15 protein-coding genes are annotated in these 12,423 nt (G+C 63.9%); 8 read left to right on the top strand and 7 right to left on the bottom strand.

Annotated elements, in window-relative coordinates; all coding sequences use genetic code 11:
- Positions 1-43 precede the first annotated feature (43 nt).
- Positions 44-709 (bottom strand): TetR/AcrR family transcriptional regulator, encoded by a 666-nt coding sequence (locus P9236_RS12435; RefSeq protein WP_278074909.1) that lies wholly within the window; start codon positions 707-709, stop codon positions 44-46.
- Positions 710-868: 159 nt separating this feature from the next.
- On the opposite strand from P9236_RS12435, the gene P9236_RS12440 reads away from it, so the two are divergent.
- The 3 genes from P9236_RS12440 to P9236_RS12450 are packed head-to-tail and all read left to right on the top strand — an operon-like array spanning position 869 to position 3,792.
- Complete coding sequence (locus P9236_RS12440) at positions 869-1,876, top strand: efflux RND transporter periplasmic adaptor subunit (protein ID WP_278074910.1); 1,008 nt, start codon at positions 869-871, stop codon at positions 1,874-1,876.
- A 6-nt stretch (positions 1,877-1,882) separates the two neighbouring features.
- On the top strand, positions 1,883-3,124 hold the full coding sequence (locus P9236_RS12445; protein ID WP_278074911.1) for an ABC transporter permease: 1,242 nt from the start codon (positions 1,883-1,885) through the stop codon (positions 3,122-3,124).
- Entirely contained in the window at positions 3,121-3,792 is a 672-nt protein-coding gene (locus tag P9236_RS12450) for an ABC transporter ATP-binding protein (RefSeq protein WP_278074912.1), read from the top strand. Before P9236_RS12445 ends, P9236_RS12450 begins: the two co-directional genes overlap by 4 nt.
- Positions 3,793-3,830: 38 nt before the next feature.
- On the opposite strand, the gene P9236_RS12455 is transcribed toward P9236_RS12450, so the two are convergent.
- The 3 genes from P9236_RS12455 to P9236_RS12465 all read right to left on the bottom strand — a co-directional run bounded on the left by P9236_RS12455 (position 3,831) and on the right by P9236_RS12465 (position 5,322).
- Entirely contained in the window at positions 3,831-3,992 is a 162-nt protein-coding gene (locus P9236_RS12455; RefSeq protein ID WP_278074913.1) for a hypothetical protein, read from the bottom strand.
- 111 nt (positions 3,993-4,103) lie between these two features.
- Positions 4,104-4,469, bottom strand: a complete 366-nt coding sequence (locus P9236_RS12460) for an avidin/streptavidin family protein (protein ID WP_278074914.1) — start codon at positions 4,467-4,469, stop codon at positions 4,104-4,106.
- Positions 4,470-4,716: 247 nt separating this feature from the next.
- Complete coding sequence (locus P9236_RS12465; RefSeq protein ID WP_278074915.1) at positions 4,717-5,322, bottom strand: NADPH-dependent FMN reductase; 606 nt, start codon at positions 5,320-5,322, stop codon at positions 4,717-4,719.
- Between the two features lie 90 nt (positions 5,323-5,412).
- Here P9236_RS12465 and P9236_RS12470 point away from each other — a divergent pair, with 90 nt between their 5' ends.
- Positions 5,413-5,781, top strand: a complete 369-nt coding sequence (locus P9236_RS12470) for a helix-turn-helix domain-containing protein (RefSeq protein WP_278074916.1) — start codon at positions 5,413-5,415, stop codon at positions 5,779-5,781.
- A 171-nt stretch (positions 5,782-5,952) separates the two neighbouring features.
- Here P9236_RS12470 and P9236_RS12475 read toward each other — a convergent pair whose 3' ends face one another.
- Together P9236_RS12475 and P9236_RS12480 are read right to left on the bottom strand one after the other, a co-directional pair.
- Positions 5,953-6,156 (bottom strand): hypothetical protein, encoded by a 204-nt coding sequence (locus P9236_RS12475; RefSeq protein ID WP_278074917.1) that lies wholly within the window; start codon positions 6,154-6,156, stop codon positions 5,953-5,955.
- 115 nt (positions 6,157-6,271) lie between these two features.
- Positions 6,272-6,667 (bottom strand): acyl-CoA thioesterase, encoded by a 396-nt coding sequence (locus P9236_RS12480; protein ID WP_278074918.1) that lies wholly within the window; start codon positions 6,665-6,667, stop codon positions 6,272-6,274.
- A gap of 191 nt (positions 6,668-6,858) precedes the next feature.
- On the opposite strand from P9236_RS12480, the gene P9236_RS12485 reads away from it, so the two are divergent.
- Genes P9236_RS12485 through P9236_RS12495 form a run of 3 tightly spaced genes read left to right on the top strand, consistent with a single transcriptional unit; the run spans position 6,859 to position 10,606 of the window.
- Complete coding sequence (locus P9236_RS12485) at positions 6,859-8,475, top strand: GMC family oxidoreductase N-terminal domain-containing protein (RefSeq protein WP_278074919.1); 1,617 nt, start codon at positions 6,859-6,861, stop codon at positions 8,473-8,475.
- Positions 8,472-9,686 carry a mandelate racemase/muconate lactonizing enzyme family protein gene (locus P9236_RS12490; protein ID WP_278074920.1) on the top strand — a complete coding sequence of 405 codons (1,215 nt, stop codon included), beginning with the start codon at positions 8,472-8,474 and terminating at the stop codon, positions 9,684-9,686. The genes P9236_RS12485 and P9236_RS12490 overlap by 4 nt, the downstream gene beginning before the upstream one ends.
- Positions 9,683-10,606, top strand: a complete 924-nt coding sequence (locus P9236_RS12495) for an NAD(P)-dependent oxidoreductase (protein WP_278074921.1) — start codon at positions 9,683-9,685, stop codon at positions 10,604-10,606. The genes P9236_RS12490 and P9236_RS12495 overlap by 4 nt, the downstream gene beginning before the upstream one ends.
- Positions 10,607-10,677: 71 nt before the next feature.
- On the opposite strand, the gene P9236_RS12500 is transcribed toward P9236_RS12495, so the two are convergent.
- Positions 10,678-11,616 (bottom strand): diacylglycerol kinase family protein, encoded by a 939-nt coding sequence (locus P9236_RS12500; RefSeq protein WP_347405184.1) that lies wholly within the window; start codon positions 11,614-11,616, stop codon positions 10,678-10,680.
- Between the two features lie 449 nt (positions 11,617-12,065).
- On the opposite strand from P9236_RS12500, the gene P9236_RS12505 reads away from it, so the two are divergent.
- Positions 12,066-12,218 carry a hypothetical protein gene (locus P9236_RS12505; protein WP_278074923.1) on the top strand — a complete coding sequence of 51 codons (153 nt, stop codon included), beginning with the start codon at positions 12,066-12,068 and terminating at the stop codon, positions 12,216-12,218.
- Positions 12,219-12,423 lie beyond the last annotated feature (205 nt).

A 12,423-nucleotide genomic window follows, 5' to 3' on the forward strand; every position in this document is an offset into this window, starting at 1 on the left:
TCGCGCGTCGAGAACCGGCTAAAACCGCATTGCCCGCGGACAATCAGGACTTCTCCCCCAGGAATGCTCGGCCGAAACCAGGCTCAACTGCTTCGATCGTCCCATCAGGCAGCTTGAGCAAGCGGTCAACCGCGATGCCGTAGATCCGCAGCCGCTCCTCAAGCAGGTGCGCGGCTTCCTCGAGATCGCCCCCTTCGGCCTGGCGCAGCGCACGATGCATCACGTCCCGGAAGATCAGCCTGATCTGCAGGAGCATGTCGGCGAATGCAATAGGATCGGGCACTTCGAAGGCACCTTCTTCACTGCCCTTCCTCAGGAGGCGTGCGATCATCGGCAAAGCAAGCTCCCTGGCGGCCTCGTCGATCCTGTGGAAGAGCACGACGTTTTCCGGCCGAAAGACCACGGCGAAAGTTTTCCGGAGCTGCGGGGCCAACTCGACGTTGAGCCGCTGCGATCCGGAAAAAAGCACGTTGAGCCGGCCGATGGCATCGAGCGAAGGATTTTCCAGCATGGGCTCGAGTTCGGTGAGACTCTCGCGCGCGATCCGCGCTGCGAGCGCTTCCAGCAGTGCCTCCTTGGAGGCGAAGTAGTGGTAGAACGCCCCCTTCGACAGGCCGGCCTCGCGTATGATGTCGTTGACCGTCGTGTCGTCGTAACCGTGCTGGAAGAACAATCGTTGGGCACAGTCGAGAAGCTCGGCGGAGCGCACTTCCGGCGACTTTATCACTCTGGCCAATTCGGTTCCCTCGGACGTTACTGACAGCGTGATCGACAGGCGGGAACGCCTCCGCTGTCAATACGTTTCAAATATTATAGACCGACGGTCGGTCTAATGCTATAGGTCACGCCCTTGAAAGAGGAGCGCTTCATGCGCTTTAGACGCTGGATTGCAGCCATCGTCGTCGCCGCAGCGGCTGCGACCGCCGCGACTTGGTATATGCTGCAGCCGACGCCGATCTCGGTGGTGACGGCCAGGCGCGGCGACGCGGCGGAGATCGTCTATGCCAGCGGCTCGGTAGAGCCGAGGACCTGGGCAAAGGTGGCGCCCGTGGTCCGCGAGAGAATTATCGAGCGGTGTGACTGCGAGGATTCGCGAGTCGAGCGCGGCGACGTGCTTGCCCGGCTCGATGATAGCGAGGTCAAGGCCGCCCTCGGCGAGCTCGAGGCGCGTCGGGCCCTGGCCGAACAGGAATTCCAGCGCCAGACGGTGCTCGCGGAGAAAAACGCTGCGAGCCAGCAGGCGCTCGATCAAGCGCGCAGCGAACTGTCTCAGATCGAAGCGCTGATCGCCGCGCAGAAAGCGCGCCTCGAAACTTACATATTACGCGCGCCGAGTCCGGGCGTCGTGCTGAGAGAGGACGGTGAGGTGGGTGAGGTCGCCGAACTCGGCACCATATTGTTCTGGATCGGCGAACCGCGGCCGCTGCTCGTGGTGGCCGAGGTCAACGAAGAAGATATTCCACGCGTCGAGGTTGGCCAGCGGACGCTGCTAAGAGCCGACGCCTTCCCGGGCCGGAACCTGGAAGCGGTCGTCGACCGGATCACCCCCAAGGGCGACCCGGTAACGAAGACGTATCGGGTTTACTTCCGCCTGCCGGACGACACGCCGCTCAGGATCGGCATGTCGACCGATGTCAACATCGTCACTCGCGTGGCCAGAAACGCGCTGCTGGTTCCCTCCGCCGCGGTTCAGGGAAACGATGTCGTCGTGGTCGAAGGCGACAGGGCGCATAAGCGCGAGATACGCGCCGGTATTCGCGGCGTGAAGGGCATCGAGGTGCTGTCCGGCGTCGGCGAGCAGGATCGCATCGTCTCGCCCTACCCAGCCGACCTCAAGGACGGGACGCGTGTGAAGATCACCGAGAAAGGCACATGAGGCGAGATGCCGCTGATCCTCGACATCGCCGTCACGCATATCGCCGGTCGCGGCCGCCAGACGTTGGTGGCGTTGATTGGGGTGGCGGTCGGCGTCGGCTTCTCGGTCGCCATGGCGGCGCTCATGCAAGGCGGGCAGGACGATTTCGTCAGACAGCTCGTCGACACCATGCCGCATGTCGACGTGACAGACGAGCAGCGCGTTGCTCGCCGCCAGCCTGTCGAGGACGTGTTCGATGCCGTCGCCATATCGGGGCTTAGGCCACGCGACGACCGCCGAGGCATCATCAATCCGACCGAAGCCATCGCATGGCTCGAAAGCTGGATACCTGGACGGTTCGCTGTCAGCCTAAAGACACAGGGCGTGATGCGCTATTCAAGCCGTGAGACCGGTGCCGCCATCATCGGCATCGAACCGGCGCGCGAGCGCGGCGTGTCGCCGATCGTGGATGACTTCGTCGCCGGCAACTTTGCGGCGCTGGCCGCGGGCGGAAACAACGTACTGATAGGCGACACAATGGCGAGCCGGCTCGGCGCCGGGCTTGGCGACACGATAACGGCGGTGTCGTCGGAGGGGCAGACGCGCAACTTCAAGATCACAGGCCTGTTCCACACCGGCACGACCGCGCGTGACGAGGGCGAGGCCTACATTCTACTGAAAAACGCCCAGATCCTTGCGGAGCGGCCGAACGTCATCAACGAGATCCGGGTCAAGCTCGACGATCCGAACCGCGCGCCGCTGGTGGCGCACCGCACCGAGGCAGAGCTCGGCTACAAGGCCGTCGCCTGGCAAGAGGCCAACGAAGCGATCCTGCAGGCCTTCGTCATCCGCAACGTCATCATGTATACCGTGGTCGGCGCCATCATGCTGGTCGCGGGCTTCGGCATCTTCAACATCATCTCCACCATCACCCATGAGAAGACGCGCGACATCGCCATCATGAAGTCGCTCGGCTTCCCGGAAGCGGATATGCGGCGGCTGTTCCTGCTTGAAGGCGTGGCGATCGGCGCCGGCGGCTCGGCGCTCGGCTGCCTGCTCGGCTTGGCCCTGGTCTATGCGCTGTCACTGGTGAGCTTCAAGATCGCTGCTGCCGGCCGGGAGATGACGCATCTGCCGATCGCCTGGAGCGCGCTGCACTACATCATCGCCTCGGTCTTCGCGGTCGGCTCGGCGGCGGTGGCCGGCTTCTTGCCGGCGCGGCGGGCGGCGAGGCAAAACCCGGTCGACATCATCAGGGGCGCTACATGAGCACGCTGATCGAGACCGAAAGGCTGACCCGAATTCTACCGGAGACGGTGCCGGTGACGCTCGTCAAGGACGTTTCTCTTCGGATCGACGAGAAGGAATTCGTTGCCATCACCGGTCCGTCCGGCTCAGGGAAATCGTCACTGCTCTACCTGCTCGGCCTTCTCGACCGGCCGACTTCAGGTCGGCTCACGATCACCGGCCGTGACAGTGGTCCTATGGACGAAAAGGAACGCGCCAGAACACGGCTCGAGATGATGGGCTTCGTGTTCCAGTTCCATTTTCTGCTGCCGGAGTTCACCGCGCGTGAAAACGTCGAGATCCCGATGCGCAAGCTAGGCCTGCTCGCGAGAGGCGAGATGCACAAGCGCGCCGGCGATCTGCTCGGCTCGCTTGGACTGAGTGAGCATCTCGACCGACGGCCAGATCAGTTGTCAGGTGGCCAGCGCCAGCGGGTCGCGGTGGCGCGCGCGCTTGCCAATGACCCTCCGCTTATCCTCGCTGACGAGCCGACCGGAAGCCTTGACAGCAAGAGTTCCGAGCAGGTGTTCGAAATATTGCAGAACCTGGTGCGTGAGCGCGGCAAGGCGGTGGTCGCCGTGACGCATGACCTGGATATGGCCGCGCGTATGCAGCGCCGCATCCATATCGTGGACGGCAAGATCGCGTAAAGCGAAAGGACTCCGAATTTCTGCTTCGAACGCGACGATCATGGCACCAGCACGACCTTGCCGGCCTCGAACGAAAGCCCATCCGGCAACGGCGCGGCCAGCCTAGCACCGATCGCCACATATACGGCATAACCGCAGAAAGACCGGTCGGAGACAAATAGCGGCGCCGTCACGCAGCTTCCCAGGAGGCGCGGGTCCACGCCCTCGCCGGCAGTCTCGATGCGTGGCGGCAGCGATCGCGATCAGAGCTGCGCCGGGCAGCAACGGCTTGCGCCGCTTCCTGGCAAGGCACTCGAGGCCTGCTAGCTTGGCTATTCTCGGACAAAGGTGTCGAGGCTGGTGCCGAAGGCACGCCAGGTTCCTACCTGCTTGCGGGAAGCGGTTTCGCCCTCCTTGCCGGTGATGGTGCTGCCTGCCACTGTCAGCCACATCGTCTCCAGTTTGCCGTCCCGCAATATGCCAGTGTAGCTCACCGCGGCGGGGCCGGCCGTACCCTCACCGGCGGCCGTTATTCCAATCACGTCGCCATGCGCGATGCCGGATATCGGCACGGTCTGTCCATAGAAGCTGCTGTCTTCGAGCGCCGTGCGAAACGTGCCTTCGATCCGGCCGCCGTCCTCGCCGGTGATGTCGAGGACGGACCCATACTGATTGCGCCATCTGCCAAGCCAAGGCATTTCGCTCTCCACGACTGTGCCGTGTTCGTCTTCGGCGGATCCGGGCTTACACCTAACGCGCCGTTCCGAGCGGTCAAGCGACCGCAAGGAAACGTAGTCCGGCCGAACGCAGGACGGCTTAAAGGGATCAAATGGCATCCAAGGATCCAAGCAAGACAAGCAGTTCGGGTTCCGCGAATTAAAAAGGGCGGCGCAAGCGCCGCCCCATGGGTGCATGATCTCGAGAGGATGCTTCTGCTAAGGCGGCTCAGGCCGCCTTGGCTTCCGCGTCGATCGCATCGGCGGCGCGAGCCGCCTTGAGCACCTTCGCCCACCAGGCAACGTCGTTGACGAGCGCGGCCGCGGCCTGGTTCAGGTGCTCGATGTCTTCCAGCTTCTTTTCGCCCTGGCGGATGGCTAGGAAATCGCCCCAGGCGATGTGGACGGCCGACTTGACCGGCGCCATCTGCAGCTCGACGGCGTGCAGCCGGAGCTGTTCGACGGCGCGCGAGCCGCCGACACTGCCGTAGCCGACGAACCCGGCCGGCTTCTTGTTCCATTCATTGGCAGCGTAGTCGATCGCGTTCTTCAGTACTGCGGTGGGGCCGTGATTGTATTCGGCGGCGGTGAAGATGAAGCCATCGAACTCGGCGACCTTCTTCTGCCAGCGCTGCGCCACTTCGTTCTGCGACGGCACCCAGGCAGAGGAAGCGACTTCGTCAAAGAAGGGCAGCGGGAAGTCGCGCAGATCGACGACTTCGACATCGATATCGGCATGCGCCTTGGCGATCTTGGCGATCCACTGCGTCGGCACGTCGGCGAAGCGGGCGGCGCGTGTCGAACCGACGACGATGGCGATTTTGGGCTTGGACATAAGGGGCTCTCCTTGCGGGAATTTCTGGTATCGTTTGGATACCGGCGCTATATGTGATACTGACAAATCGGCGCGCAAGGAGGCACATTTTTGTTACTGAGGCACCCGCATAACACCGAGGACTGCCGGGCCGTGTCGGAAATCCTGCAACGGGTCGGCGACAAATGGACCGTTCTGGTGGTGGGAAAGCTGGGCAGTGGGCCGATGCGCTTCAACGAATTGCGCACCGCTGTCGGCGGCATATCGCAAAAGATGCTGACCACCACTTTGCGCGGCCTGGAGCGTGACGGCTTCGTCACGCGAAAAGTGTTTCCAACCATCCCGCCTCGGGTCGACTATGAGCTGACCGAGCTCGGCCACGAGCTGCTCGTGCCGGTCGGCGCGCTCGGCGCGTGGGCGCGCAAGAACACGGACAGGGTCAAGGCCGCGCGCGCGAAATTCGACAGTGAACACGGCTGAAATCCTTGCAATGCAAGGGATTTCGGGTTTCCACGGGGAGACGCCACGCAGGCGTCACGCCCGCATCCTGCATTTGATTTTTGATTGCGTCCGCCGCAGTCCGGCCGCCGTGTCGTGCTCGCCGGTGCGGTGCCGTCATTCGGCCCTTGATCGTCTTCCGTTGGCGGGCCGTCAGGCGCTTCGGCCCATGCCGCCGCGACACACGATAGCGCAGCGATCGAGTCCCACTGGCTGTTTGTCGCAGGGCGTCTGGCGACACATGCTGGCAGCAAACGGAAGGTCGTTTTTGACCTCGGCATAGGCGGTTATGCCGAGCAGGCAGACGAGGGCAACGAGCGCTGCCACGAGCCATGCGTTCAGCATGTGTTGACGCATTGTCTTTCCTCCAGCGCGGCCAAAGTGGCGCGCGAAGGCAACCATCGGATGTCGCGACGCGCATCGCCCACGCAGGCGTCGTTACAAATGTCTCGAATTGGAGAATCCGCCCGCGTCAGCCTTCGGCCGGAACCGGCTTCGGCTTGCCTTCCCCGTCGAGCGCCACCATGACGAAATCGGCGTGGGTGACCTTCTCCATCAGGTCGGAAAGATAGCGTTGCGCCCAGGCCTCGACCTTGAGCGTCATCGAGGTGCGGCCGACGCGCTCGACATGCGTGTAGATGCACAGCGTGTCGCCGATCTTCATCGGCTTGGCGAAGGACATTTCCTTGACAGCTGCCGTGACCACTCGGCCCTTGGCGCGTTCGGCGGCGCGGATGCCGCAGGCAAGGTCCATCTGCGCCATCACCCAGCCGCCAAAAATGTCGCCGGCGGCATTGGCGTCGGACGGCATCGCGAGCGTCCTCAATGTCAAATCGCCGAGCGGCTTTCCGTCTGCGTAATGCACCATGGGGAGGTCCTTTGGCCGCTGCGTTCCTGAACCCGTACCAACGCGGGTGCCATGTCGCAAGCTTTGCTGAAGGCGAAAAGCGCGTCGCCACAGCGGTCGCTTTTTTCACAAGCCATGCCGGAAGCCCCGGCGACGACGTGAGCCGGCAATGTCTAGGGTAAGCGCCGGATTTCGGAGCCCGCCCGCGCATCATGCAGACCTATGACTTCATCATCGTCGGCTCCGGCTCGGCCGGCTCGGTTGTCGCGGAAAGGCTTTCGGCTTCGGGGCGCTTTTCGGTTCTGGTGCTGGAGGCGGGCGGCAGCGACCTGCGCTTCTATGTCCAGATGCCGCTCGGCTACGGCAAAACCTTCTTCGACCCGGCCGTCAACTGGAACTACAAGGCCGAGCCCGATCCCGGCCTCAATAACAATGCCGACCACTGGCCGCGAGGCAAGCTGCTCGGCGGCTCGAGCTCGATCAACGCCATGGTCTTCATCCGCGGCGCGCGCGAGGATTTCGACGCCTGGGCCACTGCCGGCAATCCCGGCTGGAGCTATGACGACCTGCTGCCCGCCTTCAAGGCGCTGGAGGACAATGAGGCCGGCGCCGATCAGTGGCGCGGTGTCGGCGGTCCCTTGCACATCACCGACTGCTCGAACGCCGTCCATCCGCTGACCAAGCGGTATCTTGCCGCCGCGCAGCAGGCCGGGCTGCCGTTCAACGCCGATTTCAACGGCGCCGCCCAGGAAGGCGTCGGCGTCTACCAGATCACCACCAGGAACGGCCGCCGCATGTCCGCCGCCCGCGCCTTCCTGCGCCCGGCGATGAAGCGCGGCAACGTGCGCGTCGAGACCAACGCGCTGGCGACGAAGATCCTGTTCGAAGGCAAGCGCGCCGTCGGCGTCGAGTATGAGCAGAACGGCGAAACCAAGACCGCGCGTGCCGGCCGCGAAGTCATCCTGTCCGGCGGCTCGATCAACTCGCCGCAATTGCTGCAGCTTTCCGGCGTCGGTCCGTCGGCGCTGCTTGGCGGTCTCGACATCCCGGTCGTCCGCGCCAACGACAATGTCGGTGCGAACCTGCAGGACCATGTCGGCATCAACTACACCTTCAGGGGCAAGCTGCCGACGCTGAACCAGATCCTGCGCCCCTGGTGGGGCAAGCTTCTGGTCGGCATGCAATACATCCTCTTGCGCTCAGGCCCGCTGTCGCTGTCGATGAACAATGCCGGCGGCTTCTTCCGCACCGACCCGTCGATGGCGCGGCCGAATATGCAGCTCTATTTCCAGGCATTCTCGACCGTCATCCCGAAGAGCGGCGAACGCCCGATCCTGACGCCCGATCCATGGCCTGGCTTTTCCATCGGCCTTTCCAACTGCCGCCCGTCGAGCCGCGGCGAGATCATGATCCGCTCGAAGAGTGCGCGGGACTATCCTCGGATCACCCCGAACGCCTATTCCACCAACGCCGATGTCGACGAGATGCTGGCGGCGGTGAAGTTCGTGCGCAAGATCGCCGCTATGCCGGCAATGGCCGAAATCATCGAGGAAGAGGTTTTGCCTGGACCGTCAATCACTTCCGACGCCGATCTGATTCAGGATTTCAGGAAGCGCTCGGGCACGGTCTATCACCCGGTTTCGACCTGCCGCATGGGTCCGGACGCCTCGCGCGCCGTCGTCGATCCCAGGCTTCGGGTGCACGGGTTGAGCGGTCTGCGCGTCATCGACGCGTCGATCTTTCCCGACAATATCACGGGCAACACCAACGCCGCCTCGATCCTCACCGGATGGAAAGGCGCCGAGCTGGTTCTGGAGGATCAGAAATGAAAGTCACCGACGTCAAGACCTGGGTTGTCGGCAACCCGCCGCCCGGCATCGGCGGCAAGTATTTCATCTTCGTCAAGCTCACCACAGACGGCGGCGTGGTCGGCTACGGCGAGGCCTACAACGCGACCTTCTCGGCGCATGTCACGGCCAGGATGATCGAGGACATGGCCGAGCGCTACCTGATCGGCCGCGATCCGCACGATCTCGAAAACCTGTTCCGCCGTATCTATTCGTCCGGCTTCACCCAGCGACCGGACGTTTCCGGCATGGGCTGCTTCTCGGCACTGGAAATGGCCTGCTGGGATATCATCGGCAAGGAGGCGAACAAGCCGGTCTACAAGCTGCTCGGTGGTCAGGTGCACGAGACGCTGCGCTCCTACACCTATCTCTATCCACACACCGGCAGCGTCCATTCCGAGGACGCACCGAGCGGCAGGAATGTCTACAACGATCCCGAGATGGCGGCGGCCTGCGCGTTCGAATATGTCGAGCAGGGTTTCAATGCCGTCAAGCTCGACCCGGCCGGTCCTTACACCGCCTTCGACGGCCATCAGCCGCGGCTTCTCGACATCGACGTTTCCGCCAGCATGATCAAGGCGATCCGCGAGGCGGTCGGCACCAGGGCCGACATATTGTTCGGCACGCATGGCCAGTTCACCGCCTCGGGCGCGCTGCGGCTCGCGCGCGCCATCGAGCCCTACGATCCGCTGTGGTTCGAGGAGCCGGTGCCGCCCGACATGCCCGAGGTGATGGCGCAGGTCGCCCGCGGCACATCGATTCCGATTGCCACCGGCGAGCGGCTGACGACGAAGTTCGAATTCGCCCGCGTCATCGAGAACCGCGCCGCGACCATCCTGCAGCCCGACCTCGGCCGCTCCGGCGGCATTCTCGAGACAAAGAAGATCGCCGCCATGGCCGAGGCCTATCACATCCAGGTAGCGCCGCACTGCTATTGCGGACCGATCGTCGGCGCCGCCAACATTCAGCTTGCGGTGACGCTGCCCAATTTCCTCATCTTGGAATCGCTGAAGCAGTGGGACGGTTTTCACGCCACGCTGCTCAAGAAGAAGATCGAATGGCAGGACGGCAACGTCATCCCGTCGAAGGAGCCCGGCCTCGGCGTCGAGCTCAACGAGGAGGTCTGCGACGCGCATCCCTACAGCGGCAAGGACCTGCATCTGCAGATGATGCAGACGCCGCTGATGCCGTGAGCACGCGCCTCGCCTACGCCTTCATCGGCCTTGGCCATCTCGGCGGCAACCTTGCCGCCAGCCTGCTGCGCAACGGCTTTGCCATCACCGTCTTCGACCGCGATCCGGCGGCGATCGAGCGCCTCGTCGCGCTCGGCGCCATAGCGGCAAGCAGCCCTGCGGAGGCGGCCGCGCGAGCCGGCAATGCGATCACCTGCCTGCCCTCGCCGAAGGTGAGCGAAACTGTGCTGACCGGCCCTGAAGGGGTGCTGGACGGCCTGCCCACCGGCGGTGCCTGGATCGAGATGTCGACCAACGGCCGCGACGAGATCGTGCGGCTGGCCGCGCTTGCTTCGGCGAAAGGTATCGAGACGCTGGAGTGCCCTGTCACCGGCGGCGTGCATCTGGCGGCCGCAGGAAAGATCACCGCGTTGGTGGGTGGCGACGCCGCGCTCTACGAGCGGCACCGGCCGGCGATCGAGGCGATGTGCGCCAAGTCCTTCCTGATGGGCCCGGTTGGCTCGGCGGCGGTGATCAAGGTGATCACCAACATGCTTGCCTTCATCCATCTGGTCGCCGCCGGCGAGGCGCTGATGCTGGCGAAGCAAGGCGGGCTCGACCTCGCCCAGGCCTACCACGCCATCGTCGCCTCTTCCGGCAACAGCTTCGTGCACGAAACCGAAAGCCAGTTGGTCCTGAATGGCTCCTACGACATCGGCTTCACCATGGACCTGGCGCTGAAGGACCTCGGCTTCGCGCTTGCCATGGGCAGGGATTTCGGCGTGCCGCTTGACTTGGCGTCGCGCGTGAACGCGATTTTCGAGCAAGGCAAGGAAGCCTATGGCGGCGACGCCTGGTCGACGCGGATCGTCAAGCTGCTCGAGGATGCTGTTGGAGCGGAACTCCGTGCGCCGGGCTTCCCAGCGAAGCTTGAAATCTGACCAGCAAAATTTTAGCCAGCTATTTCAAGCGCCTAACAGCAGTTGCGGAATCAACCACTGAGGTGATCGATTCAACATCTCAGCGTCAGTGCGCCGGGCAGGATCTCGAAAGTCGCGGGGATACGGCCCGGCGACTCGCCGTCTATGTCGACCAGCGCCCCGTTCGTCTCCACATCGCCCAACGGCTCGACCAGCACCTTGCGGCCGCGCAACATGGTGATCGCGGGGTGGTTGCGGTGACGCCCGCCATACAGCAGCCGGATGTCCCGGATCAGCCCGAGCTTGTTCGCCGACCGCACGATGACGATGTCGAACTGACCGTCGGAGAGTTCGGCGTCGGGCGCGATCATCATGCCGCCGCCGAAGAATTTCCCATTGGCGACCGCCACCAGCGCCATGCGCGCCTCGGTCGGCTCGCCGTCGTCTATGGTGATCCTGACGTCCTGAAAGCGATAGCGGAGGAATTCCAGCACCGTGCGCCAGAAGAACAGCACCTTGACCGAAACCTGGCCCTTGCGCTTGTCGGAATTGACCGCGCGGTCCGTGGCGCCTGAAAGGCCGAGGCTGGCGATGTTGATGAAGTGGCGGCTGGCCAGCGCGCCGTGGTCGTCGATGTAGCAGATACGCCCGGCATCGACCCTGCGCGGACTTGCACCGGCCAATCGCGCCAGCGCCGGCTCGATTTCATCCGACAGTCCCAATCCGCGTGCGAAATCGATACCCGTGCCGCAAGGCAGAAGCCCGAGCTCGCTCGCCCGGCCGGTCTCACGCTCCGCCTGCAGCAGCCCGTCAGCCACCTCGCTCGCCGTGCCGTCACCTCCGGCGGCAATCACCAGCTCGCAGCCGTCGACCGCCAGGTCGATCGCCAGCCGCTCGGCATCCCCGCTGGCCTGCGTCTCGCGCAGATCGAAATAGCCGAAATGCTTCTTGAGCGATGCGGCAACCTCGGGCCAATCACGCTTGAGCCTGCCGCCTCCAGCGATTGGATTGAGAACCACCCCGACCTTCAACCTGACCTCCCCAAGGCTATGACCTGAGAGCGCAAGGCGGCTTCTGGCCGCCGCAGCCGCCCGCAGTCCTTTGCCGGCATTGAAACTCGGGGCGGTGGGCAGGGCAAGGCTCATCGTCCAAAAGGCCCCAGAAATACCGGGGGCAGGCCGTCTAAGGAGTTTGGGCCGTGAATTCCGAGACTTGTTGCGTCGGTCCCCGATAATCCCGCTATCCACAGGTCAGAGGGCATTCCGCGAACCCCTTACCCGGCGTACATTGAACCCATCTCAGGCGGCTACCGAACGCCCCAGCCGAAAGGCAAAAGCGCAAGGCGGATTTCCTGAGGCCCGTGCGGCCCGGAACGAGAGCAGGTTTCGCCTGCTGGAGGGATGGATGTCGGCGGGGCCGCGGAAAGCGTGCGAACGCCGACGGCGGACCGATGCTGCCATGAAGGCGGGTGAAACCTTCGATGGCGCGCTGGGCGAAGCCCGCAAGGGTGGAGATCGGCGTGGTCTGGAACGGGCGCTGCCCCTCGGTGGCGACTGGCAGGACCGTCAAAATCAAGGCCGGCCTGGCGCGACGACCTTACGGAAGTTGCTGCCGCGACTGGTTCCTGATCTGACAGGGAGGCGCTGGGAGAAATCCCAGCGCCGACTGTCTTTTGGGGCTGCCTTTTCGCCGCGGCTTGCACTCTGCTGGCGCCCACGACTGATGCTTTCGCGCCACAGTCGAAGGCCAAGCAATCTTCCGTAACGCGCCGACACGCACAATTCATAATCGCGGCCAAATCCCGCCTTGTTCCCCGGCGATTGATCGGCCAGGGAACG

This window comes from Mesorhizobium sp. WSM4884, from assembly GCF_029625675.1.
Taxonomy (GTDB): Bacteria; Pseudomonadota; Alphaproteobacteria; order Rhizobiales; family Rhizobiaceae; genus Mesorhizobium.

What these genes read in the sequence shown, in the direction of transcription:
- P9236_RS12450 (WP_278074912.1), top strand. Translation starts at nt 3,121, where the DNA reads ATGAGCACGCTGATCGAGACCGAAAGGCTGACCCGAATTCTACCGGAG.
- P9236_RS12460 (WP_278074914.1), bottom strand. Translation starts at nt 4,469, where the DNA reads ATGCCTTGGCTTGGCAGATGGCGCAATCAGTATGGGTCCGTCCTCGAC.
- P9236_RS12490 (WP_278074920.1), top strand. Translation starts at nt 8,472, where the DNA reads ATGAAAGTCACCGACGTCAAGACCTGGGTTGTCGGCAACCCGCCGCCC.
- P9236_RS12440 (WP_278074910.1), top strand. Translation starts at nt 869, where the DNA reads ATGCGCTTTAGACGCTGGATTGCAGCCATCGTCGTCGCCGCAGCGGCT.
- P9236_RS12475 (WP_278074917.1), bottom strand. Translation starts at nt 6,156, where the DNA reads ATGCGTCAACACATGCTGAACGCATGGCTCGTGGCAGCGCTCGTTGCC.
- P9236_RS12505 (WP_278074923.1), top strand. Translation starts at nt 12,066, where the DNA reads ATGGCGCGCTGGGCGAAGCCCGCAAGGGTGGAGATCGGCGTGGTCTGG.
- P9236_RS12485 (WP_278074919.1), top strand. Translation starts at nt 6,859, where the DNA reads ATGCAGACCTATGACTTCATCATCGTCGGCTCCGGCTCGGCCGGCTCG.
- P9236_RS12480 (WP_278074918.1), bottom strand. Translation starts at nt 6,667, where the DNA reads ATGGTGCATTACGCAGACGGAAAGCCGCTCGGCGATTTGACATTGAGG.
- P9236_RS12445 (WP_278074911.1), top strand. Translation starts at nt 1,883, where the DNA reads ATGCCGCTGATCCTCGACATCGCCGTCACGCATATCGCCGGTCGCGGC.
- P9236_RS12465 (WP_278074915.1), bottom strand. Translation starts at nt 5,322, where the DNA reads ATGTCCAAGCCCAAAATCGCCATCGTCGTCGGTTCGACACGCGCCGCC.